Source organism: Coraliomargarita parva, assembly GCF_027257905.1.
Lineage (GTDB): Bacteria > Verrucomicrobiota > Verrucomicrobiia > Opitutales > Coraliomargaritaceae > Coraliomargarita_A > Coraliomargarita_A parva.
The window spans coordinates 65884-87364 of sequence record NZ_JAPZEI010000010.1; the positions used below are offsets into that span (position 1 = coordinate 65884).

The window sequence follows — 21481 nt, forward strand, 5'->3', positions numbered from 1 at the left end:
TGCAGGGTGGAACGCGGCTTGCAGAGCCAGGAAATAGATACATAACGCGGATGAACGCTATGCAAAGTAAAACCTCAGAGATTCGTGTGCTCTTTGCTTCCTCGGAGCAGTCGGCCGATGTCCTCTACCTGTCCGGCGTCTTCGTGCCGGATCCATTCCTGTCCCTGGTGGGACCTGAAGGCAGTATCGGTGTGGTGAACCGGCTCGAATACGGCCGGGTCAAGCAGTTGTCCCGCTACGACCAGGTCCTGGAGCTGGACGACACGCGCCTGCATGCGGCCCGGGCCCTCAAGCTGGACGTTGCGGAGGTCGGGCCGGCCGAGTTGATCCGCTATTTCGCGAAGTGCTACAAGGCCCGGCAGGTGCGGGTGCCCGCTGACTTCCCCGCCGGGATCTTCCAGCGTGTCTGGGAATCCGGCCTGAAGATTTCTGCCAGCGCGGACGCTTTTTTCCCGGAGCGTGAATTTAAAACGGATACGGAGGCCCGCGCCCTCCGGGCGGGGAATGCCGCCAGCGCGGCAGGCATCCGGGCGGCCGAGGCCGTGCTGCGCGCGTCCAGGATCGAGGGCAAGCGCCTGGTCTATGAATCGGCCACCCTGACTTCCGAACGGCTACGCTGTCTCATTGACCAAGCCTGCCTGGAGAAAGGCGCGGTGGCACAACATACCATCGTGGCCGGTGGTAAGCAGGCCTGTGACCCGCACGAGGGCGGACACGGCCCCCTGCGCCCGGCCGAGTTGATCATCATCGATGTCTTTCCCCGGGTCCAGGCTACCGGCTACCACGGCGACATGACCCGGACCTTCCTCAAGGGGAAGGCCAATGCGGCGCAAACCGCCCTGGTGGGTGCGGTCCGTGCCGCCCAGGAAGCGGCCCTTGCCAAGGTCAAGGCGGGGGTCGCCGGAGGAACTGTGCATGAGGCGGTCAATGCCGTCTTTCTGGAGCGCGGTTACCCGACCGAACGAAGAGGCGACAGCTACGTCGGTTTCTTTCACTCGACCGGGCATGGCCTGGGGCTGGAGGTGCACGAGCAACCCCGGGTGTCCCCCGGTTCCCCGCGCTTGCGCAAGGGGCAGGTGATTACGATCGAGCCCGGCCTCTATTATCCCGAGGTCGGGGGCTGCCGGATCGAGGACGTGGTCCGGGTCACCAAGGAAGGCGCCGAGAAGCTCTCCTCCATGCACTATCGCTGGCAGATCCGTTAGTTGTTTGACATCAGTTGCTTGTATTCGGTTTTCGCCCGATTCTTCCGTTTCAAGGTAAGGGACGGCTGTAAACAAAGGGTATAAGTTTTCGATGGCATTGACCGAAGGGGACCTTATGGGTTATACTCTTCGGACCGTTGCCTTGATTCTGAGAGGGAGCGTTCAAGCAATGTCATCATCTATGGTCACATGAACGGGAGGATTCATTGGCGAAGGACGTGGAACCGTAGATTGTTGATCCCGGTGGTCTGCCTCTTGTGGACCTCTCATTCCTTGCTGTCTGGAGTGCCGGAAATGGATTTCCCGGCTGGGGCGAAAATAAAGCTCACTGCTAAAACTGCGACATCGCCGCCTGCTTTGGCATTTGAAGGCCGGAAAGTCTCCGCGACGGGGATTCTGGTTAAATTGAAGGAGCCTGGGAGCGATGCCCGGGCATTGAATGCCCTGCTCGCACAGCAGGGGCTCAAAGTGAACCGCGCATTCACGCGTGTCGCGGGCTTGCAGTTATTGGAGAAAGGCGGGTCTGAATCGTCGCGTGCTTTGGAACCGGCAGGTTTGGTGTCCCGGATGAAGGCGTTGAAAGCCAGCGGTCTTTTTGAATACGTCGAACCGGACTGGGTGGTGCAGTTACTACAGAGTCCCACGGACACGGCCTATGTGGACGGCGTTTTATGGGGGCTTCGAAATACCGGTCAGAATGGTGGGCTTCCGGGGGTGGATATTAATGCCGAGGCTGCTTGGGGGCTCACAACGGGAGAGCCGGCCGTCGTGGTTGGTGTGATTGACACCGGGGTCCGATATACCCACCAGGACCTGATCCATAACATGTGGGTCAATTCCGGTGAAATTCCGGGAAATGGAACCGATGATGACGGCAACGGCTATGTCGATGACATTTATGGAATCAATGCCATCACCGGCAGCGGCAATCCAATGGATGACCATGACCATGGTTCTCATGTGGCCGGTACAATCGCGGCCAGTGCCAATGATGCCGGTCCGCATGTCGGCGTCGCTTATCATGTCCAGTTGATGGCACTGAAATTCATGTCAGCATCCGGAACCGGCAATATTTCGGATGCCATCACCTGTATTGAATATGCGATCGAGCAGGACGTTGATATCCTGAGTAACAGCTGGGGAGGCGGCGGTTACAGCCAGGCGATGTTCGATGCGATTTCAGCGGCCAATGATGCGGGGATCCTCTTCGTCGCGGCTTCGGGGAACTCGGGACTGAATAATGATATTCTGCCACATTATCCTTCCAGCTACGAGGTGGATAATGTGGTGGCGGTTGCCGCGATTGACCGGACGGGTGCGCTTGCCGGATTTTCGAATTACGGGGTGTCCAGTGTCGATATCGCAGCCCCCGGTGTGGATATCTATTCTTGTATTTCAAGTTCGGATACGGCCTATGCCAGCTATAGCGGTACCAGTATGGCAACTCCGCATGTTGCGGGAGTCGCTGCCTTACTCGTCAGTGAGTTCCCTGCCGCAGGTGTGGCAGAGCTGAAGAACCGTTTGTTCTCTGCGGCAGCTCCACTAGGTTCGCTTTCCGGGCGTATCGGAACCGGCGGGATGGTCGACGCTTATGCCGCGCTGCAACTTGCCGAGGACGGTGTGCTTGAATTGCAGGCATCCACAGACGGGCCCTTGCCGGAGGGGGAGGCCGCCAAATTTTATGTAACGGTAACGGATCTGATACCTGTGACCGGTGCGACGGTTACCGGCGATTTGGATGGGGGCGCGGCGCAATCTTTTCATGATGATGGAGTGGCACCCGATGCGGTTGCGAACGATGCCGTGTACACTGCGAGTTTGCCGGTGCCGACAGGAGTCAACTCGACCGCACTGAATGTCTTTGCCAGTGCGCCCGGGAAGACTTCTGCCAGCGGGAGTTTTATCTTTCCTGTGCTTGCGCCGCCACCGAACGACGATTTTGCAAACCGCATTGTGCTGGCTCCGGGAACGACCCAGGCCAGTGGTTCCAACATCCTCGCGAGTCTGGAGGCGGATGAGCCGTTGAATCCGGATGTGGCCGGAGGCAAGACGGTGTGGTGGGAATGGACCGCTGCAACGACCGGCACCGCCACGATTACAACGGAGGGGAGTGCCTATGACACGACCTTGGCGATTTATGATGGAGATGCGCTGGCATCGCTTTCGTTGATTGCTGAAAATGACGACCAGAACCTTTTCTCTCTCCAAAGTGCCGTGAGTTTTCCGGCAGTTGCCGGTCAGGCTTATTTGATTCAAGTGGATGGCTATGAGGGGGAAGCCGGGGCAATTCAACTGACGTACCCGGTGGCCGGAGGCGGGGAAGGGCCGCCACAGATTTTAAATCAACCGGAAGGGCTGACATCCGCCGTGGGCTATGCATTTTCCCTGTCGGTTCTGGCGATCGGAGATGTGCCGCTGCAGTACGAATGGCGCTTGGATGGCGTGCCTATATCCGGAGCGACGTCGGCGACCTACTCGGTTGCTTCGGCCAGCTTGAGCGATGAGGGCAGCTACACCGTATTGGTTTCCAATGCCGAGGGAAGCGTGCTCAGTGACCCGGCGGAGGTGCAGGTACTTGAAGCAGGCGAGGCACCGTTCAACGACCTGTTTGCGAATGCCCTGACGCTCTCGGGAGTGGAGGGGCAGGTCGGCGGCAGCAATCTCGGTGCGGGGGGCGAATCCGGAGAGCCGGATCATGCCTCGGCCAGTCAGCCCATTGAATCGGTTTGGTATCAATGGACCGCCCCTGAAAATGGAACGCTGCAAGTCGCAACGATCGGGAGTGATTTCGATACAACCTTGGCCGGCTATTCCGGAACAGCGGTCAACGACCTGGCCGAGATTGCCAGCAATGACGATTTCTTCGGGACCGAAAGTATCATCGAGATGCCGGTTGTTGCCGGAACCACCTACCACATTGCAGTGGATGGGTTCGCTGCGGAAAAAGGGCAAATCGTTTTGACCTACTCGATGGTTGTTGCGCCGCCTGCCCCGGGGAATGACAATTTTTCGGATCGGCTGGACCTGGGGTCCGGTAGTGTTTCGACGACAGGTACGAATGCGGGGGCCAGCGGGGAAAGCGGTGAGCCGGATCATGCTGCAAACTCAAGTCCGTTGGCATCGGTTTGGTGGTCGTGGACGCCACTTGTTTCGGGGAATGTGACAATTTCCACGGAAGGCAGCAGCTTTGATACGACGATGGGGGTGTACACCGGAACCTCCGTCGATACATTGACAGAAATTGCATCGAACGATGACTGGGATTTCGATTTGGGCTATTACCACAGTGAGGTTTCGTTTTCCGTTGAGCCCGGGACGAGCTATCAAATCGCGGTGGACGGGTATGATGTGCTGGAAGGTTCGATCGTTCTTGCCATCTTGTTTAGCCCTGAGGGGAACCCGGAGATTGTGGTTGAGCTATCGGGTTCCGAATTGACGGATGGCCTGGATACGGCCGATTTCGGGTCGGTGGCGCTTGGCTCCAGCCTGAGTCGTACATTCAGTGTGAGTAACACCGGAGATCTCGCGTTGATGGGACTGTCGTTGTCCTTGGTCGGGGCAAATGCCGGCGACTATGCCGCCTCACCGCTGCCGGCCAGTCTCGAGCCCGGAGGCAGTTTTAATTTTACCCTCAGCTTCACGCCGACTGCGGGAGGTGTGCGTGCCGCCGCATTTCAGATCGCGAATAACGATAGTGATGAGAATCCTTTTGATGTCGGGCTGACTGGAACGAGCGGCAGCGCGGCCGAGCTTTTTCTCAATGCCGCCGCCGAGGCCGGTCTTTCGGATGTGGATAAGTCGGCGGAGGGGACACCTTTCGATGATGGAGTCTCCAACCTCTTGAAGTACGCCTTCAACATGAATCTAGGGGAGGCAGATTCGACCCGGATGGTGTCGGGGGGCACCGCAGGCTTACCCCTGTACTCATTAATCCCTGAAGGAGAGGGCATGGTTTGGCAGATGGAATACATCCGTCGCAGAGGGGCCGGTTTGGTTTATACACCCATGCGGTCCAACTCGCTGGAGGCAGGTAGCTTCTACCCCATTGTTGGTACTACTGAGAGTGTGACCACGATCGACGATTTCTGGGAGCGCGTGGTGATCGACGAAGTCATCGACCCTGAGATCAATCCCTTTGGGTTCGGCTATATTGATGTTTCGCTCCCTTAACCGGGAGCAAATCAAAGTGCATCGATGGGGCACAGCAGGACCGAGAAGTTTGTCACCGCGGGGCCGTTTTCCAAGCGGACCAGCATCTTGTTGTAACCCTTTTTCAGGAGGACGCGGCGGAAACCTTCGTCCAGTTCCCAGCCGGACAGGCCTGCATCCTCAAACACGACCATATCGTTGATCCAGAATTTGGAACGGTCATCACTGGCGACGGCCACAATTGCATCGAGCTCGCTTTCGCAAAAGACCTCGGTGTAAGCGTAATAGACGGAACCACTGGTTTCGTCCGGGGGTTTGATTCGCAAGCCTTCCGACTGAACAAAGTGCCACTCCAATTCCAGTGCTTTGCCTCGAATGGTTTTGCCTTCGTAGGTGGCGTCCAGGTCGATGTCGGTCTCTGGTGGAAAGATGGTCTCAAAGGAATTGTGGCTGGGCAGATTCCACGGGCCGATAATATACCAGGTGTCGATGAAGATCCACCCCTTGCGCTTCGAATCCATGTCGAAACGTCGGCCGGGCAGGGCCTGCTTGAGGGTCCTGTCGCGGTTCAGATCGATCCGGTTGGGGTTGCTGCTGGCTCCGTTGTAATCGCCGAGCGCTGCAGCACTGTAGGGGCCATTACTGTTGCTTCCGCCTAAGGTCCCTCCGTTTGAATGACCGCTGGAGATGCCGTAGCTCTGGTTCATCAAACTGCGCATGTCCTGGAGATTGCCTTTGCCGCGTCCGGCATTGGCTGCTGCCTGCGCCATCTGCGCTTTGATTGCCGCGCCTTGATTGAGTGCTTCCTTCAGTTTGTCCCCGTTCGATTCGTCGTGATCTTGTGACGGGTTCAAGTCTCCCATGACTTTCTTCTGTTTGTTTTCAGCCTGGCGGGACATCCGGTTGCTGGCGTTGACGGCTTGCTCCAATGCCTCATTGAACTCGGAAAATTCCTCTGAGTTTTCGGGGTCATTCTGGCTCAAGGCTTCACTCAGGTCCGGTCCGGTATCCGTTTTGGCGGTGTAGAGCTGTTCCTTGGCTTCCTCGATGCTCATCTGTTCGAGCTCGGCAAGTTCCGACGCCTTGTTATCCGCATAGGCCTCGTCCATGCGCTCCGTCATTTCCTGGATGCTTTCGTAAAGTTCCGAGGTGTCCATCGACTCGAGTTCCGCTTCGCTGGGCAGAGGCAGCGCTTCGGGTTCCGGGGCGGGAGGCTCGCTCGCTTCCATGGTGAATGACTCAGGCATCACCTTGTCCATTAAGTAGCCTTCGTATTCGGACAGGTATTGACTGGCCTGGGCGTTCACTTTTTCGATCTGGTCGATCCGTTCCTGCACATGACGGAGGAGCTTTTGCTTGTCCTTTCCCTCGGGTTTCGTCTCAGCGACACCATATGCTTTCAGGATGAGTTGCTGACTGGCTTGCACGGTGTTGACCAATTCCCGCGCTTCATTCAGGCCTTCCCATGCGGCATCACTCTCGACTTCGCTCAAGAGTGACAGCGATCGCATCCGGGCGGCGTGATGCTCGCCCCGGTTCTTCATGTCTTGGATCGCGGCATACATGCCTTCCTGATCGGTCATGAACCGGCTTTTGCTCCGTAAGTAACGGCTGTAGCCGGTTGAAGTCTTTAGATTGCCGGCGAGCTTCGCAAAGTGGTCCCAGATATCGGGGTTGGACAAGGAGGACTTGCGGGCTTCGGCGGCTTCTTCCAGTTCCACTACCGACTTACGCAGCTTCTTGGCGTTTTCTTTCAGTTTTTCCCGCTTCTTCTTTTCCTGGTGACGGGCGATCTCACGGACTTGTTCGCGGTTGGGCTCGGGTTTTTCGACTTTGACGCGCTTGACGATCTCGCCGTTTTCATCGCGGACCTGCTCGATCAGTCCGAAGGTTGTCTGGCGAAGGTCTTCGTTGAAATACAGGGCCAACGACACCGCAGCGCAAAAGACCAAGGCGATCACAAAGGCGACGAGTAGCGGGGTGTTGTCTTTGAGGCTCTTCATGAATCGTATTTCTCATGATAGGTGCGCACCCCGACGTTGCGCAGGTTCCGGAAGCTGAGCGCATCAAGCACCTCGACAAAGCGGTAGAAGGGGGTATCGGCATCGGTGTCCAAGCGGATGCGGCGCTCCGGGTCGATTTGCTCCACTTCACGGAGCTCGTCGAGCAGGTCGGTGAGTGTGGTTTCTTCGCCTTCCAGATAGAGGAGCCCGTCCGCATCAATCGCGATGGCCAGGACCGAATCGTCCGGAGGCACTTCCAGCGAGGAGCGGGAACTCGGCAGGTTCAAATGCTTCACTTCCTTCAGGTCCTTTTTCAACATCGTTGTGACGAGGAAGAAAATCAGGAGCAGGAAGACACAGTCGATCAAGGGCGACATGCTGAGCCCGACATCATCGTCTTCTTCGTATGGATCTCTCGCCATCAGCGCAGCCCCTCCAGAGCGTAATCGATATTGTTGCGGTAGCGCAGGCGCACGCCGACCTTTTCGAAACCCTGAAGGGAAAGGATGTCCAGAGCATCGATGACCTTTTGCACCGGCACATCACGGTCCGTATCGAGGCGAATCGGTATGTTGGTGCCATGGGCTTCCGCCACTTTTTTCAAGTCCGCAATAAAGGAAGGCACGGGGTCATAGTAGAGGCCATTCAGGCTCCGTGCCTTGTCACGGGCACGGAGGAAATTCCCATCCTGGTCGAGTGCGTAGATGATCGTGTCGGATTCGGAGACCGAGGCGATGGCGGAAGTATAGTCGGGCAGTTCGACCGGAATCTGCTTCTCCAGCTTTTTCAGCATGGTGGTGACGAGAAAGAAGATGAGGAGCAGGAAGACGCAGTCGATCAAGGGAGAGATATCGACCTCGATGTTCTCCTCCTTGCGCCGACGGCTACGGAGGCGTCGCAAGGTGGCGACCCGCGAGCCGCGGCCGGCCTGTAGACGTAGTTGCTGGGAGCTTGGGGGCATGGCGCAATCCGCCGGGATAATCAGGCTTGGGTTTCTTCGCCGGACGGCTGGTCGGTGGTTTCCGGATGCAGCCAGGGCGCCATCATGTTGTCGACTGCTTCTTCCAAGCGGATGCCGTAGCTGTTCACCTTGGACTTGAAATAGTGGTAGCAGGCGAGTGAGGGGATCGCGATGATGAGACCCAGTGCGGTGGTGATCAGGGCCTTGCCGATGGAGTCCGCGAGGACGGAGGCATCCCCGGTATCCCCCATGAGGGCGACTTTCTGGAAGGCTTCGATCATCCCGATGATGGTCCCCAAGAGCCCGAGGAGCGGTGAGATGGTGGCGACGACGGCCAGCGGATAGGTGCGCTGGTGCTGGCGGCTGACGGTCCGTGCGATCATATCGGTGACCCCGAAGGAAAGAATTTCAAAGGGGATGTGTGTGTGTGTGGCGATGTATCCGCCGACCTGCGCCAGAATGCTGGGGTCCTGCTTGCAAGCTTCGGCCATGGCGGGGAAGTCGGATTGCTTGCTGGAATCCAGCAGCTTCTTCTCCAGCGAGCGGGGCATGAAGTTGGCCGCTCGCACCACGATCAGGCGTTCGATGACAAAGACAAAGCCGACGAAGCCGACGAGCAAGAGGAAGATGGAAGTGGCACCGCCCTTCAGGACCTCGGCGACCCAGTCGATCGTGCCGGTGGCACTCGTATCCGGCACAATGCCGGTTTCTTGGGCCGATAGCAGGCCGGCTGGGAGCATGAGTAGTACAAGCAGGGCTTTGATTTTCATGAAAAGCTTCTGGGGTTCTGTTGGTTCGTTCGATGTATTGCCGGGCGCATGCTTACTTGTTGGAAAACAGGCAAGCAACGTCCCTTTTGCGCAATTGTTGCGTAGACGAATCCCCATGCGCTTTGCGGGGTCAAGCGGATTGCTCGGTAATTTCAGGCAATCTGATTCGCTGGATCTGAATATCGCTGGTTTCCGCTCGGTCTTAGTTCCGGCTTTGCCGTTCTTGGATCGCGGCAATGCGTTGGGCGACCTCGGTGCTCAGGGCGGCCAAGTCCTGGCCGGGGACCTTGCCGTCTTCCACGACTTTTTTGCCGCCGACGTAAATGGCCGTGATGTTGGCGGAGCTACAGGAAAAGACCAGATGGCTGGCCGGGTTCCAGACGGGACCGGTGGCCGGCGACTTCGGGTCGATGACGAGGAAGTCGGCGAATTTGCCGGGTTCCAGGCTGCCCACATAGGCGTCGACCTTCAGGACCTCCGCGGTGCGGAGTGTGTGCAGGCGGAGCATGTCGATCGGTTGCAGGCCATCCGCATTTTCATCCTGCATGCGGGTGGCATACAGGCCCATGCGCATGTTTTCAAAAGGGTCGGAGATGTCTGCACTGGCTTGCCCGTCGACGCCCATGCCGACACCGAGTCCGGCTTTCAGGTAGCCCGGAATGTCGGCGAGTCCGGAGCCGAGGCGGCCGTTGGAGAGCGGGTTCCAGACCATGGCGGCACCGGCTGCGGCCGCGTCCTTCAGGATGGCTGCATCGGTATGAATGAAGTGGGCAAAGGTCGTACGGGGGCCGACGACCTTATGCTCCATGTAGGATGGCCATTCCGCGCGGTCGCCTTCCTGACGGGAGGATTGCTCCAGGTAGTGCAGCTGGTAGGTGAGCCCGAGTTCGTTTGCCAGTTTGATTTGCTCGTCCAGGGTTTCCTCCGAGCCGTAATTGCGAACATTCAGGCTCAAGCCGAGGAAGGGTGCATCCGGTGCGGGTTGGACCTCGGGAAAGTAGGTGTCGATTTGCTCACGCCAGACGGCGGGGGATTCCTTCAGTGGCAGGCAGTGGGCGTAGACGAAGCGTTGCGGTAGTTTGGCTTCGGCTTGGAACTGTTCGAAGTAGAGTTCTGCGGGGAAGTCGAGCCAGTGGCTATGGTTGTAGGTGGTTGTGACTCCATGGACGAGCTGGTCCAAGGCGCCGTGGGTGGTGACGGCGGCCAGGTCGCCTTCGGCAAAATCATCACCGTAGGTGCGGTGGATGGCGTCGAGCCAAGGCCACAGTTCCCCGTCCGGGGCGATCCCGCGAAAGGCGCTTTGCCAGAGGTGGCTGTGTCCGGAGACGAAGCCCGGCATGACAATTTGCCCGCTTAGGTCAATCGACTCGCTGGCCTTCTCGCTGGCGGCTTCCGGTGCCGCGCCGCTGCCCAAAGCTTCAATATAACCGTTGTCATCAACCAGGATCCAGCCGGGAACTGCCGTGTCATCCCCGTCGGCCAGGCTGACGATGGTGGCCCCTTGGTAGAGTGTGGCTGCCTGGCCGAGCGTGGCGATGCTGAGAAAGGAGAGTAGTGTGAAACGATGCATGGAAGCCCACTTAGCAGGTCGCGTGCAGTCTCTACCGTTTCTGGAAAATTTCCTTCAACTTTGGCTGCGTTGGGCGAACCCCTTCCTCCTACGCCAAGGCTCCGGCGGACATGCCGGGACATCCGTCTTCTCTTTGATACGCCGTGACAGGCCTCCCTTGCCAGCAGGGGAGGAGCTTGGATAGCCGCAAACCACTCTACAGAGTTGTTGAAAGAGTTCCTCCTCTTGGCAAGGGGAGGTGGCCCGGCTTGTCCGGGACGGAGGGGTTTTTATCTGCGAAGCGTTTTGTAGAAGCTTGCTTTGGCAGTCGGCAAGCTATGATCATGGCCTGCATGATCGTTGACCATATTCAGCACTGGCAGTCGTATTCACTCGGTGAGGCTTGGGAAAAGGCCTTCGCCTTTCTTGAAGGCCTCGGGCCGGATGCGGAGGAGCGCGAGTATCCAATTGACGGAGACACGCTGTTTGCCCGCGTCATGTCCTACGAGACGAAGGAAGACAGCGCGCCGAACGCCGTGCTCGAAGCGCACCGGGAATTTGCGGATATCCAGATGTCCTTGGTCAATGCCGAGCGGATCGCGGTCTATCCGACCCACGAGCTCACCACCAAGACCCCGTATTCAGAGGAGAAGGACGCCGAGTTTTTTCAGTATGAAGCACCGGCCGCCTTGCAACTGAGCATGCGTCCGGGCACTTTTGCGCTGCTGCTGCCCCAGGATGCCCATATGCCCGGTTTGCACCCGGAGGATGCCACGGTGACCGTGAAAAAGGTCGTCGTGAAAGTCGCTCTGGACCGGCTGGAGCTATAGACGCGGAACTCGTGAGCGTTTGGTGATTCTTAGATCCCGCCAAAGTTTCAAACTTCGGCTACGGCTTTAAGTGTCGGGGATCGCTTCGACTTCCGGCAGGAGCATTGCCAGCAATCCTCCCATCAGGCTGAAGGCGGCACAGCCGGCGATGGCCCACCTCGGATCGATCTGGGTGAGGTAACCGATGCAGGCACCGACCAACAGCAGGTTGATGCCAATGACCGTGTTGCTTACGGCCACCAAGGTGGCGCGGTCGTCCGCATGGGCCAGATCGATGAGATAGGTCTTCCGGGCGATCCGTGTGCCTTGGTGGATGATAGCGAAGAGAAAGAAGGCAATGCCGAGCAAGACGGTTTGGAGGGGACCGGCCGGGCTGAGCGTGCGCACCAGAATGGCGGCCAGCGCGATGCCTGCCCCGCCGAGGCCGACGGAGACGAGGACACGCCGGCTGGAACGGTCAGCCAGTTTGCCCCAGATGAAGCCGCTGCAGAGGGCGGCCAAGCCGCTTGCCGCCATCAGTGCACCCAGCACGAAGCCGCGACCTTCGCTGCTCTTGAAGACATCGAGCACGATCAATGGCAGCACCAGCGCATTGCCGATGAGGCCGGTGCGGGCCGCGACAAAATTGCGGAAGTCGCGGTTCGATCGGAGCTGGTCAAAGCCGGCAAAGGCTTGTTGCCAGATGGCCTGGTCCGTATCGACCTCCGGGCTGGGAAACTCGCGTAAGCGCCGGAAGAGGACGGCGCCGACGAACCAGAAGCTGCCGGCGAGCTGGAGAATGCGGGCAATATCCGCCGGATCGGTCTTGGCCTGTTCCAGGGTCATGAAGTACAGGGCGACTACCAGTGTGCTGCCGCCGGCGACAGCGCTGGCGGTACCCCCGGCGATGCCGCGTTGACGCTTCGGCAGGGTTTTGCCCATCAGGTCCTTGCCGCTGATCGAGTTAAAGACCCGCGCGCCGCTGAACAAGCCGAGTAGGGCCAGGCAGGCCCAGCCCGCCATGTCCGGGGACGAAGTTTGGGTGGCGACCCAGACGATGCCGAAGACGCAGAGTCCCTGGCAAATACTGCCGCCGACCCAATACCACTTGCGGATGGCGCTCCGTTGCACTTGGGCACCGACCAGAACTTGAGGCAGCAGGGCAAAGGCTTCACGGACGGGAACCAGCAAGCTGACGGCGGCGGCCGGCGCGTGGATGCTGGCGAGGAGCCAGGTCAGTACCAGTCGCGGGCTCAGCAGTTGGTCGCCGGTCTTGGTTGCCACCGAAGCCAGCACCTGGATGAAGAAATTGGGTGCGACGACTTTTGCCGCGTCTTCACTGATCCCGTTCGATGCGGAACTTTGATTTCCGCCGGTTACTTTCCGGTAAGCGACTTCAACCCAAGGGGGCATTCATTTAGTCCGCTGAGGGCTTTGAGCAATGTTCGATAAAGAATCCCGCAGTGCCTTTCGTGATGACGTCGATGCCCGGTTCAATCGGCTGGCCGTTGCCGCTGCCGAATCCGTGATTGGCGTTCTTGACCGTGATCAACTCGCAGGGCACGCCGAGTTTTTCCGCCTTTTCGTCAAACCGGATCGAGTGTTGGATGTTGACCGTCGGGTCCGAATCCCCGTGGAAAATACGGACGGGAGGGTCCTTCTTGGTCAAATGGGCGAGCGGGCTGATTTCGATGAAGGCGACCGGATCGTCCTCGACCGTGCGGCCGATACGCTGACTGAGGTCGCGGAGCTTGTGGTTGTACTCGACCGAAATATCCTCGTAGAGCAGCATGTCGGTCGGCGGATACCAAGCCGCGACCGCCTTGAAATGGATACCGCCCTCCGGATCCGGCAGGTCTCCGGGGAAGGTGCCGGAGGGGGCGGTCGCACAGAGCAGGCTGAGGTGGCCGCCGGCGGAGCCGCCCCAGACGAATATGTTGTCCGTATCCACTCCGAGTTCTTCGGCGTGGGTGAAGATGTAGCGGATCGCGTCCATGCAATCGACTACGCAGGTGCGCATGTAGGGGCCGCTCCCTTTTTTGACCAAGCGGTACTCGACCGAGATCCCGATAAAGCCGGCTTCAGCCAGGGGGTCGAACACCGCCTTCATCTTGCCGCCGACACCTTTGCCGCCGCCGGTCCAGCCGCCCCCGTGGAGGTAGATGTGGGTGGGCCGCGGGCCTTCACCGCTCGCCGGGTAGTAGACGTCGAGCACGTTGCGCTCGCTCGTATCCTTGTAGGGAATGTCCTTACTGATCTTGCCGTAAGCTGAAGCCGGCGTCTCTTGTGCCGCGGCCAAGTTGGCCAGTGCCGCAAGAATCAATATGTGGATGAAGGAAAGGGGGATCCATGTGCGCATGAACCGATCTCGAAACAAAGCGACGAGTCCTACAAGTTTTTTCGAGCCTCACTCCCGTTCGGTTTGCTCATTCAGTCGGAAGCATCTGAAGTATCGTCAGGTACGGCATGGGGTATTCCGTAGATGTCGAATTCGTAAGTGCGCCCTAAAAAGCTTTGTCTCGATTCGGACAAGTAGCCCAGTATGCCGAAGACGAGCAGGGAGAGTACGATCACGAAGGCCAATGCCATGGCAATCGGGCGTTTCCTCGGGTGGCGTTCGGGGTTCCTGTCGAGAAAGGGCCAAAGCAACAGGGCAAGCGGAGCCAAGCCCAGCATGAGTATCCCCACCCACTCCGGGAAGTATTTGATCGCCTGGTACATCGGGAGAAAATACCATTCGGGTTTGATGGCATGGGGTGTTTCGAGCGGATTCGCTTTCTCGCCCAGATCGAAGGGAACCAGTACCGCCAAAGAGATCAGTATCCCCAGCAGGAAAAACAAGACCACCGCTTCCTTTGTGACATGATGGGGAAAGAAGGGGATGCCCTTTGATTTCGAAAGCAGTCGTTCTTTTGCATGTGGCTGCATGGTTGCGATACCCTGCAACCGGACCAGAGACAGGTGAAAGGCGATCAAGAAGAAGAGCAGCCAGGGGAGTACGATGACGTGGACGACAAAGAAACGTGAGAGTGTTTCGCCGCCGACATCGGTGCCTCCCCTGAGGAAGGTCTTGATCCAGTCGCCGACGAATGGAATCGAACCGGCGACTTCGGTTCCCACGGTCGTCGCCCAAAAGGCCACTTGGTTCCATGGCAGGAGATAACCGGTAAATCCGAATGCGAGGGTGAAGACGAGTAGTCCGACGCCGGAGACCCAGGTGAGCTCTCTGGGTTTCTTGTAGGAGCCCGTCACATAAGTCCTCAGCATGTGCAGGAAAACCGCGACGACCATCAGGTTGGCGCCCCAGGCATGCACCTGTCGGATCAACCAGCCCATGTAAGCCTCGGTCACGATGTATTTCACGCTTTCGAAGGCTTCGTTGACCGTGGCCCGGTAGTAAACCAGTAGAAGCACGCCGGTGATGCACTGGCTGAGAAAGAGGAACAGGGACAGGCTGCCGAGCGTATGAAACCAGCCAATGTTTTTCGGCAGAGGCTTCCGTAGCTGCTTTTCGAAGAGGCTTTTCAGCCCCTCTCGGTCGAAGCGCTCGGCCAACCATTTTCTTAGGGATGTTTTGTTCATGGCGCGTTTCAGTCGTACAAACTTAGACTTTCAGAAAGATCCGGTCGTCTTTGAGGATGACCTCATAAGCCTTCAAACCGCGGGGCGGGGGGCCTGATACGACCTGTCCATTGGTGTCGAAAATACCGGCATGGCAGGGACAGACGATTTGGGCGTTTTTACCGTCCCAATTGACGAGGCATCCGAGGTGGGGGCAGATCGCCGAAAATGCCCGGACCCCCTCGGTGGTACGGAGCAAGAGCAGGGCACTGCCGTCCACCACGATTTTCTTCGCGCCGCCGACCGGGATGTCATCGAGACGGCCGATCTCCCGCATGCCACCGGATGGACCTTGTTTGGTGACCGGCCAGAGATAGACCAATGCGGGAATGAGCATGCCGGCCAGGGTCGCGAAGATGCCGCCTTGGACAAAGATCGTGAGGAACTGACGCCGGGACTGTTTCTTCGGTGTCGTCTCCGATTCTTTTACCGGTTCGTTCATGGTTCCGCGTATGGTTGAAGTTAGTGACTTAGTCCGGATCTTCCTCGTGCCTGTCTTTCAGGCGCTTGTGCAAGGTCCACAAGGCGGTCATCATTGATGCGATGAAGATCCAGATCGGGATCAGGGCGGCTTTCCGCCACCAAAGCCATCGGTACTTCTTCTCGATTCCAGCCTGGGCGGTCTTCGCGGTGTCGAGGATCGTGGCGTGATACGTCCCGAGTTTCTCCAGTGACAAGCTGTGCTGGCTCGGTTCCATCTCGAGTAGTTTGCTGTGGAGCTGTTCCAGTAATGCCGCCTCGTTCTCCACAAACAAACCTTCGATGGAGGCCTTGCGTATCAGTGCCGCAGTGTCGTTGGCGGCGCCCGAAGCTTGCAGGAAGAGTTGTTTGATGTCCTGGCCGTTGTGGAAAGCGGCCGAGTCACTGTCATGGCAATGTATACAGCTGGTGTCGTAGAGTGCCGGGCCGGGTGCTTGGACCTCGTGGTGCCCGTGGCAGGAGACGCATTCGTTAAAGCGGGAAGCGTCGGTGATCCCTGCATGTGTGCTCATGCGGAAAAATTCCCGCTCGTTCGGGTGGCATTTGCCGCAGGTTGAGGATACTTCCCTGACCCCTGGGGGCACGGCGCCATGACTGCCGTGGCAACGGGCGCAGTGGGCCACACTGAGGTCCTTCTTTTCGTAAAGCGCAATTCCGTGGACGCTGTTGCGGTAGCGTTTCAGGGTGTCGGAAGGCAGTCCGTAGGTATCCATGAGCTCCCTGCTGCCATGGCATTGATTGCAGGTTTCGGGTAGATTCAGCGGATGCACGGGGCTGTTGGGGGCGTCGACTTTAATAATGTCGTGGGATCCGTGACAGTCCGTACAGGCGGCGACCTTGTTGTCACCGTGCTCCAGGAGTGCCTGACCATGACGGCTGGTCTTGTAACGGGCCAGCTGATCGGTCGGAATGCCATAGAAATTCATGGCTTCCACATCGGCATGGCATGTCCCGCACAATTTTACGGTTTGGGGCTTTGAGGGGATGCCGATGTATCCTTTGGCGGGGTCCATGGCGTCCTCCTGGAAAAACTCATTCGGGTCGCCTCCATGGCAGCTATTGCAATAAACCCCCGCACGGGAGTGGACGCTTTGTTCCATGGTCTTCCAGGCGTCCTCATGACATTCGATGCAGAAATTGTCCTGTGCCGAGAGGTTTGAAGCAATTAGGCAGTGCAAAGAAATGAGCCAGACCTGTGCTTTGCTTCCTCGGGGGGCCGTCCCGGATCGTATCTTGCCCGGAATTGAGCACAAGAATGCGAAGGGTCGGACCTTGCGTCCGGCTCGCATCCATCGACGGGGCGGGAAAACTGTTGTTTCCGGATGCAACTGAGGTGGGGTAGAGGATCTGTAAACCCGATTAAAGGCTGACTGAAAGACCCCTCGGTTTTAACGCGTAGTCTCTCACTGGGCAAGCTTATCCTCCGGACCTGGCCGGGTTCCTTCTCGGGATGAATGCCGCCAAGCTGACTGGGCGCGGCTACCGGTATGGGTCTACCGGGGGCGTTTCGGGGCTGGTGCTGCGCATTGGCTCTGTCAGTGCGGGCGCGAGGGCTTGTCTTGGCTGACCCCCGCCGCCAATGCTTTGGGGACTGTTGTTCGCTACGAGCATCAATGCGGTCACCATGCGACTCATTTCGTTTACGAGAATACCGTCACTCCCAACGAGTGAGTAACCATACTTGGCTTGTACCTCGTTGGGGACTCCTTTTTCAACGCAGAGGTCGGAGGCATCCCAAGCGGTATCGTCTGCTACGTAGGCGCCATAGTCCTGAAGTGCATGGAAGATTTTGAGGCCGACTTCTGATTCGACTTCCAGTTGTTCGGGTTTGAGTTCCGGTGGGAGTGCCAGAAGGGTGCCCATGACGAGTTGTGGGTTCTCGCCGTGGTAACGGTCGGGGGCGTAACTGTCGCTTCGGTCGGCCGGCCATCGGAAACCGGGCACAGCGATGCTGTAATGTAAATACTGTGCCCAGAGGTTGATCTTCAATGCGTGGCGCAGGGGGAAGTTGGACAAAAGTTCGCCACGGCGAATGGAGCCGCCGAGGGCAGACAAGCCGGAGCCGTAGTGGGTCCCGGTGATACCCTGGCCATAGAGGTCCTCTTTGTTGGGATGCAGCCAACCGACGATACGTGCATCCGGTGTGGGGCGGCAGGCCGGTTCCAGTTGCTGGATGGTGCGTCCGTCCGGCATCAGGATGACGGTGCACGCGTTCGGTGTATGTGGCGGATCCGCGTCCGCAATAAGCAGATCGGCCGGGATGCGCAATTCGCCCAGTTTGCGGTCGCCCGGCCAGCGTTGGCCCCATGATGTGGGCGAATACACCGGTACGACTGGATCCCCGGCATTTGTCTTTGCGTAAATCTCCAAATCACATCCGATGTGTTTGGGCGCGGGCAGGTTGGCCGGTACGTAGACCGCTTCACTGCCGATCGGCATATTCCAGATGGAATTTGATGCAAATGGCCAGAGCCAAGGATCACGCTGAGGCAAGTCCTTCGCGTACGCCTTGCTCCATAGTCCGGAGCAGGCGATCACTGTGATAAAGATGAGTACGGCGTGGTGGGGCATGATGAAGCGCGTCGCCGTGGATTGTGTCTACATCCGTTCCAGCGGCGTAATCGCGAGCAGTTCGAGCCCGGTCTTGAGTACGGTGCGGGTGCGTGCGCAAAGTAGGAGGCGGCGCGCTTTCACATCGGCCTCGTCGACCATGACCTTGTCCGAGTTGTAGAAGCTGCTGTAGGCACCGGCTAGTTCGAAGAGATAGGTGCAGAGAAAGTGTGGGCGCAAGTCGTTGAGCGTGAGTTCGAGTGCGTTGACGAAGCCCATGAGTTTCCGGGCGAGGGCCTGCTCGGCATCGGTTTCAAGCTGGCTGGCACCTTCGATGGGGGCCTCGGGGTCGACGCCGGCCTTGCGGAAGATGCTGTTGATCCGTGCGACCGCGTAGAGCAGGTAGGGGGCTGTGTTGCCCTCGAAGCTGAGCATGCGGTCCCAACTGAAGACGTAGTCCTGTGTGCGGTTGGAGGACAGGTCGGCGTACTTGAGTGCGCCGATGCCGACGGCGGTGGCGATCTCAATGCGCTCGTCTTCCGGCAGGTCCGGGTTCTTTTCCGTGACCACCGCAAAGGCGCGGTCACGGGCTTCGTCGAGCAGGGCCTGGAGCTTGATCGACTCGCCGGACTTGGTTTTGAAAGGTTTCTTGTCCTCGCCAAGGATGGTGCCCCACCAGACGTGGCTCATGGCTGGCAGGGGATAGCCCTTGGCCTTGAACCATTTCTCGGTTGTGAGGAAGAGCTGCTGGAAGTGGTCCTGCTGGCGGGCGTCGGTCAGGTAAACGACCTCGTCGGCCTTGAACTCCTCCACCCGGTAAAGGACGGTGGCGAGGTCGGTGGAAGCGTAGTTGGAGGCGCCGTCCTGCTTGCGGATATTGAAAGGGAAGGGGCGCTCGTTGTCGCGGGCGAACTTCTTGACCTCGTCGTGCCAGACCACGAGGGCGCCGTCGCTTTCCTCTGCCAGGCCGACTTGGGTCAGTTCCTCGTAGATACGCTCGACCTTGTCGCGGTAGAAGGATTCGCCGAGGGCGATGTCGACATGCACGCCCATCTGGGCGAAGAGCTTGTCGAAGGCGGCCATGGAAATGTCCACGATCTGGTGCCAGAGGGCGGTGTTTTCCGCGTCGCCGCTCTGCAGCTTGACCAGCTCGTTCCGGGAAACATCACGCAGCTCGGGTTCGTCTTTTTCGAGGGCGCTGCCGTCCTTGTAGAGTTGGTCGAGTGCGGCCAGCGGGTGATCGCCGATGTTGCTGAGGTCGATCCCGTCACGCTTGATCTTCATGATCAGGGTGCCGAAATTGGTGCCCCAGTCGCCGATGTGGTTGTCGCGGATGGTGTCGGCGCCGCAGAAATCGAGCAGGCGGGCGATGGCTTCGCCGATCACCATGGGGCGCAGGTGTCCGATGTGGGCCTGTTTGGCGGTATTGGCGCTCGGGTAGTCGATCACGACCTTGCGACCTTTCTTCAGGTCGCCGGCGCCGCCCTGGTAGTCCTCGCGGGTGGAGAACTGCTGCAGCCATTGCCAGAGGAAGGCGGGCGTGAGTTTGAAATTGATGAAGCCCGGGCCGGCGAGGGAGAGCTCGACCATTTGCGGGTCGAAGGAACCGGAGGCCTGGGCCGCGTCGATCAGCTTCTGGCCCAGCTCGCGCGGGTTCGCCTTGTTCCGCTTGGCGAAGCCGAGCACCCCGTTGGCTTGGAAGTCGCCGAACTTGGGGTCCGCCGGACGCACACCGGGGACGAACTCCGGACCGAAGCCCTCGGTGTTCGCCGCGATTTGCTTGAGCGCGTTTTCGATTCCTGTGGATGGATTGAACCAGACCTGCATCCGCCCAAGCAAAATACTGCTGCCAAAGGGTCAAGCTCGCGTTTGGAACCAAGGCGCTTTTGAGGTGACTTATAGCGCTTCTGCATAGTGGTCAGTCGAGGTAATAATTGAGGCCTGACTTACTTTAAGCTCGACAAGAAAGCTTAATAAGCTCATGCATAAAGGTTTATGCCATTAGGGCAGCTTAACGGGCATCTATTATAGTATTACTGAATGAGAAAGAAGATCATAAGCGCACGAAAGTTTATCAAGCCATCTTTCAGCTATCTGGTGGAGAAAAAACGGGACGGTGGGGAATTTACCGATGAGGAAATCCGCTATGTTGTCGATTCCATCTTGGATGAGGAACTTCCTGAGTTTCAACAAGCTGCGTTGGCCATGGCGATTTTCTTCCAAGGCATGTCCGCACAGGAAACCGCGGTATTTGCGGAGGAAATGATGCTCTCCGGGGAGGTGATCGACCTGACCGGCATTGCACGTCCGAAGATTGACAAGTATTCCACCGGTGGTGTGGGTGACAAGACGACTCTGGTTCTGGGGCCGCTGGCGGCGGCCTGCGGTGTGGTCATGCCGACCATGAACGGGGTGGATGAAGAGCACGTCATCAGCAATCTGGACAAGCTATCGGCCATTCCGAAGTTCAATCCGGAGTTGGATTTGAAAGGCTTCAAGGCTCAATTGAAGAAAGTCGGTTGCACCTTTATCAAGCAGGACGAAGAAATCGCGCCGGTGGACGCCATGCTGTACAAGCTGCGTCTGCAGACCGGTACCATCCCGAGTCTCCCACTGATCACCGGTTCCGTTCTCAGCCGCAAGCTGGCTGAAGGTGCCGAAGGTCTGGTGGTGGACGTGAAGTGGGGCAACGGTTCCTTCGTCAAGGATGTGGAGCAAGCCAAGCAGTTGGCCCGTTCCATCACCCGTGTGGGCCGTTCCATGAAGCGCCGCTGCGTGGCTCTGGTGACCGACATGAACCAGCCGCTCGGCGATACCGTCGGTACCGCGCTGGAAATCAAGGAAGCCATCCAACTGCTGAAGGGGGAAGGACCTGAGGACTTGAAGGAGTTGGTACTCAAGCTGGGGATGGAAATCGTTCGTCTGGCCGGTGTGGCCGGTTCGACCCTTTCCGCCAAGCAGACCGTGGAGCGTCACCTCCAGGACGGATCGGCCCTCGAGAAATTCAAGGAAATGGTCGAGGCCCAGGGCGGCGACACATCGGTAATCGACGACCCGGACAAGTTCCCGACCGCCAAGCACATCCGCAAGCTGCCGGCGCCGAAGCGCGGCTACGTTCACACTATCAATGCAGGCATGATTGCCGAGGGTGTGCAGAAGCTGGCCTTGCAGAAGAACGGCAAGTACGACCCCGCAGTCGGTGTGTCCGAGATCAAGAAGGTGGGCACGCAGGTCAAGCAGGGCGAGCCGCTCATGATGATCCACTACAACGACGAGGCGAAGATGGAGGAAGCGCTCGAATTCCTCAAGAGCGCCTACCGTCTGGCTCCGAAGCGTCCGAATCCGCCGGAACTGATCGTCGAGCGTGTGGCATAAGCACGCGAT

16 protein-coding genes are annotated in these 21481 nt (G+C 58.5%); 4 read left to right on the top strand and 12 right to left on the bottom strand.

The genetic code is table 11. The features are described 5' to 3' along the window. The first annotated feature begins 59 nt into the window (after positions 1–59). Positions 60–1205 (top strand): M24 family metallopeptidase, encoded by a 1146-nt coding sequence (locus O2597_RS14625; RefSeq protein WP_269525996.1) that lies wholly within the window; start codon positions 60–62, stop codon positions 1203–1205. 294 nt (positions 1206–1499) lie between these two features. Further along, positions 1500–5375 carry a S8 family serine peptidase gene (locus O2597_RS14630; RefSeq protein WP_269525997.1) on the top strand — a complete coding sequence of 1292 codons (3876 nt, stop codon included), beginning with the start codon at positions 1500–1502 and terminating at the stop codon, positions 5373–5375. A gap of 11 nt (positions 5376–5386) precedes the next feature. Here the strand turns inward: O2597_RS14630 and O2597_RS14635 are convergent, their stop codons facing one another. The 5 genes from O2597_RS14635 to O2597_RS14655 form a co-directional block, all read right to left on the bottom strand. Continuing rightward, entirely contained in the window at positions 5387–7357 is a 1971-nt protein-coding gene (locus O2597_RS14635) for a hypothetical protein (protein ID WP_269525998.1), read from the bottom strand. Next, the gene (locus O2597_RS14640) at positions 7354–7779 is read right to left on the bottom strand and encodes an ExbD/TolR family protein (RefSeq protein ID WP_269525999.1); all 426 of its coding nucleotides are present in this window, start codon (positions 7777–7779) and stop codon (positions 7354–7356) included. The genes O2597_RS14635 and O2597_RS14640 overlap by 4 nt, the downstream gene beginning before the upstream one ends. Next, a complete protein-coding gene (locus tag O2597_RS14645) occupies positions 7779–8318 on the bottom strand; it encodes an ExbD/TolR family protein (RefSeq protein ID WP_269526000.1) in 540 nt (179 codons plus the stop codon). The genes O2597_RS14640 and O2597_RS14645 overlap by 1 nt, the downstream gene beginning before the upstream one ends. A 20-nt stretch (positions 8319–8338) precedes the next feature. Further along, positions 8339–9088 carry a MotA/TolQ/ExbB proton channel family protein gene (locus tag O2597_RS14650; RefSeq protein ID WP_269526001.1) on the bottom strand — a complete coding sequence of 250 codons (750 nt, stop codon included), beginning with the start codon at positions 9086–9088 and terminating at the stop codon, positions 8339–8341. Positions 9089–9290: 202 nt separating this feature from the next. Beyond that, the gene (locus O2597_RS14655; protein WP_269526002.1) at positions 9291–10658 is read right to left on the bottom strand and encodes an amidohydrolase family protein; all 1368 of its coding nucleotides are present in this window, start codon (positions 10656–10658) and stop codon (positions 9291–9293) included. 323 nt (positions 10659–10981) lie between these two features. Here O2597_RS14655 and O2597_RS14660 point away from each other — a divergent pair, with 323 nt between their 5' ends. Then, entirely contained in the window at positions 10982–11467 is a 486-nt protein-coding gene (locus O2597_RS14660) for a NanQ anomerase/TabA/YiaL family protein (protein WP_269526003.1), read from the top strand. Positions 11468–11533: 66 nt separating this feature from the next. Here the strand turns inward: O2597_RS14660 and O2597_RS14665 are convergent, their stop codons facing one another. From O2597_RS14665 to argS, 7 genes are all read right to left on the bottom strand, one after another. Beyond that, positions 11534–12859: an MFS transporter gene (locus tag O2597_RS14665; RefSeq protein ID WP_269526004.1), complete on the bottom strand. Its 1326-nt coding sequence runs from the start codon at positions 12857–12859 to the stop codon at positions 11534–11536. A 4-nt stretch (positions 12860–12863) separates the two neighbouring features. Beyond that, on the bottom strand, positions 12864–13805 hold the full coding sequence (locus O2597_RS14670; protein WP_269526005.1) for an alpha/beta hydrolase: 942 nt from the start codon (positions 13803–13805) through the stop codon (positions 12864–12866). A 71-nt stretch (positions 13806–13876) separates the two neighbouring features. Then, complete coding sequence (locus tag O2597_RS14675; protein ID WP_269526006.1) at positions 13877–15028, bottom strand: cytochrome b; 1152 nt, start codon at positions 15026–15028, stop codon at positions 13877–13879. A 22-nt stretch (positions 15029–15050) separates the two neighbouring features. Beyond that, complete coding sequence (locus tag O2597_RS14680; RefSeq protein WP_269526007.1) at positions 15051–15509, bottom strand: QcrA and Rieske domain-containing protein; 459 nt, start codon at positions 15507–15509, stop codon at positions 15051–15053. A 28-nt stretch (positions 15510–15537) separates the two neighbouring features. After that, a complete protein-coding gene (locus tag O2597_RS14685) occupies positions 15538–16647 on the bottom strand; it encodes a cytochrome c3 family protein (protein WP_269526009.1) in 1110 nt (369 codons plus the stop codon). 379 nt (positions 16648–17026) lie between these two features. Beyond that, entirely contained in the window at positions 17027–18118 is a 1092-nt protein-coding gene (locus O2597_RS14690; RefSeq protein ID WP_269526011.1) for a hypothetical protein, read from the bottom strand. A gap of 27 nt (positions 18119–18145) precedes the next feature. Further along, a complete protein-coding gene (argS, locus tag O2597_RS14695; RefSeq protein WP_269526013.1) occupies positions 18146–19924 on the bottom strand; it encodes an arginine--tRNA ligase in 1779 nt (592 codons plus the stop codon). A gap of 213 nt (positions 19925–20137) precedes the next feature. Between argS and O2597_RS14700 the strand changes: the two genes are divergently transcribed. After that, a complete protein-coding gene (locus O2597_RS14700; RefSeq protein ID WP_269526015.1) occupies positions 20138–21472 on the top strand; it encodes a thymidine phosphorylase in 1335 nt (444 codons plus the stop codon). Positions 21473–21481 lie beyond the last annotated feature (9 nt).

What these genes read in the sequence shown, in the direction of transcription:
- O2597_RS14680 (WP_269526007.1), bottom strand. Translation starts at nt 15,509, where the DNA reads ATGAACGAACCGGTAAAAGAATCGGAGACGACACCGAAGAAACAGTCC.
- O2597_RS14630 (WP_269525997.1), top strand. Translation starts at nt 1,500, where the DNA reads ATGGATTTCCCGGCTGGGGCGAAAATAAAGCTCACTGCTAAAACTGCG.
- O2597_RS14640 (WP_269525999.1), bottom strand. Translation starts at nt 7,779, where the DNA reads ATGGCGAGAGATCCATACGAAGAAGACGATGATGTCGGGCTCAGCATG.
- O2597_RS14690 (WP_269526011.1), bottom strand. Translation starts at nt 18,118, where the DNA reads ATGCCCCACCACGCCGTACTCATCTTTATCACAGTGATCGCCTGCTCC.
- argS (WP_269526013.1), bottom strand. Translation starts at nt 19,924, where the DNA reads ATGCAGGTCTGGTTCAATCCATCCACAGGAATCGAAAACGCGCTCAAG.
- O2597_RS14625 (WP_269525996.1), top strand. Translation starts at nt 60, where the DNA reads ATGCAAAGTAAAACCTCAGAGATTCGTGTGCTCTTTGCTTCCTCGGAG.
- O2597_RS14700 (WP_269526015.1), top strand. Translation starts at nt 20,138, where the DNA reads ATGAGAAAGAAGATCATAAGCGCACGAAAGTTTATCAAGCCATCTTTC.
- O2597_RS14650 (WP_269526001.1), bottom strand. Translation starts at nt 9,088, where the DNA reads ATGAAAATCAAAGCCCTGCTTGTACTACTCATGCTCCCAGCCGGCCTG.
- O2597_RS14655 (WP_269526002.1), bottom strand. Translation starts at nt 10,658, where the DNA reads ATGCATCGTTTCACACTACTCTCCTTTCTCAGCATCGCCACGCTCGGC.
- O2597_RS14665 (WP_269526004.1), bottom strand. Translation starts at nt 12,859, where the DNA reads ATGCCCCCTTGGGTTGAAGTCGCTTACCGGAAAGTAACCGGCGGAAAT.
- O2597_RS14660 (WP_269526003.1), top strand. Translation starts at nt 10,982, where the DNA reads ATGGCCTGCATGATCGTTGACCATATTCAGCACTGGCAGTCGTATTCA.
- O2597_RS14635 (WP_269525998.1), bottom strand. Translation starts at nt 7,357, where the DNA reads ATGAAGAGCCTCAAAGACAACACCCCGCTACTCGTCGCCTTTGTGATC.
- O2597_RS14685 (WP_269526009.1), bottom strand. Translation starts at nt 16,647, where the DNA reads ATGGAACAAAGCGTCCACTCCCGTGCGGGGGTTTATTGCAATAGCTGC.
- O2597_RS14670 (WP_269526005.1), bottom strand. Translation starts at nt 13,805, where the DNA reads ATGCGCACATGGATCCCCCTTTCCTTCATCCACATATTGATTCTTGCG.
- O2597_RS14645 (WP_269526000.1), bottom strand. Translation starts at nt 8,318, where the DNA reads ATGCCCCCAAGCTCCCAGCAACTACGTCTACAGGCCGGCCGCGGCTCG.
- O2597_RS14675 (WP_269526006.1), bottom strand. Translation starts at nt 15,028, where the DNA reads ATGAACAAAACATCCCTAAGAAAATGGTTGGCCGAGCGCTTCGACCGA.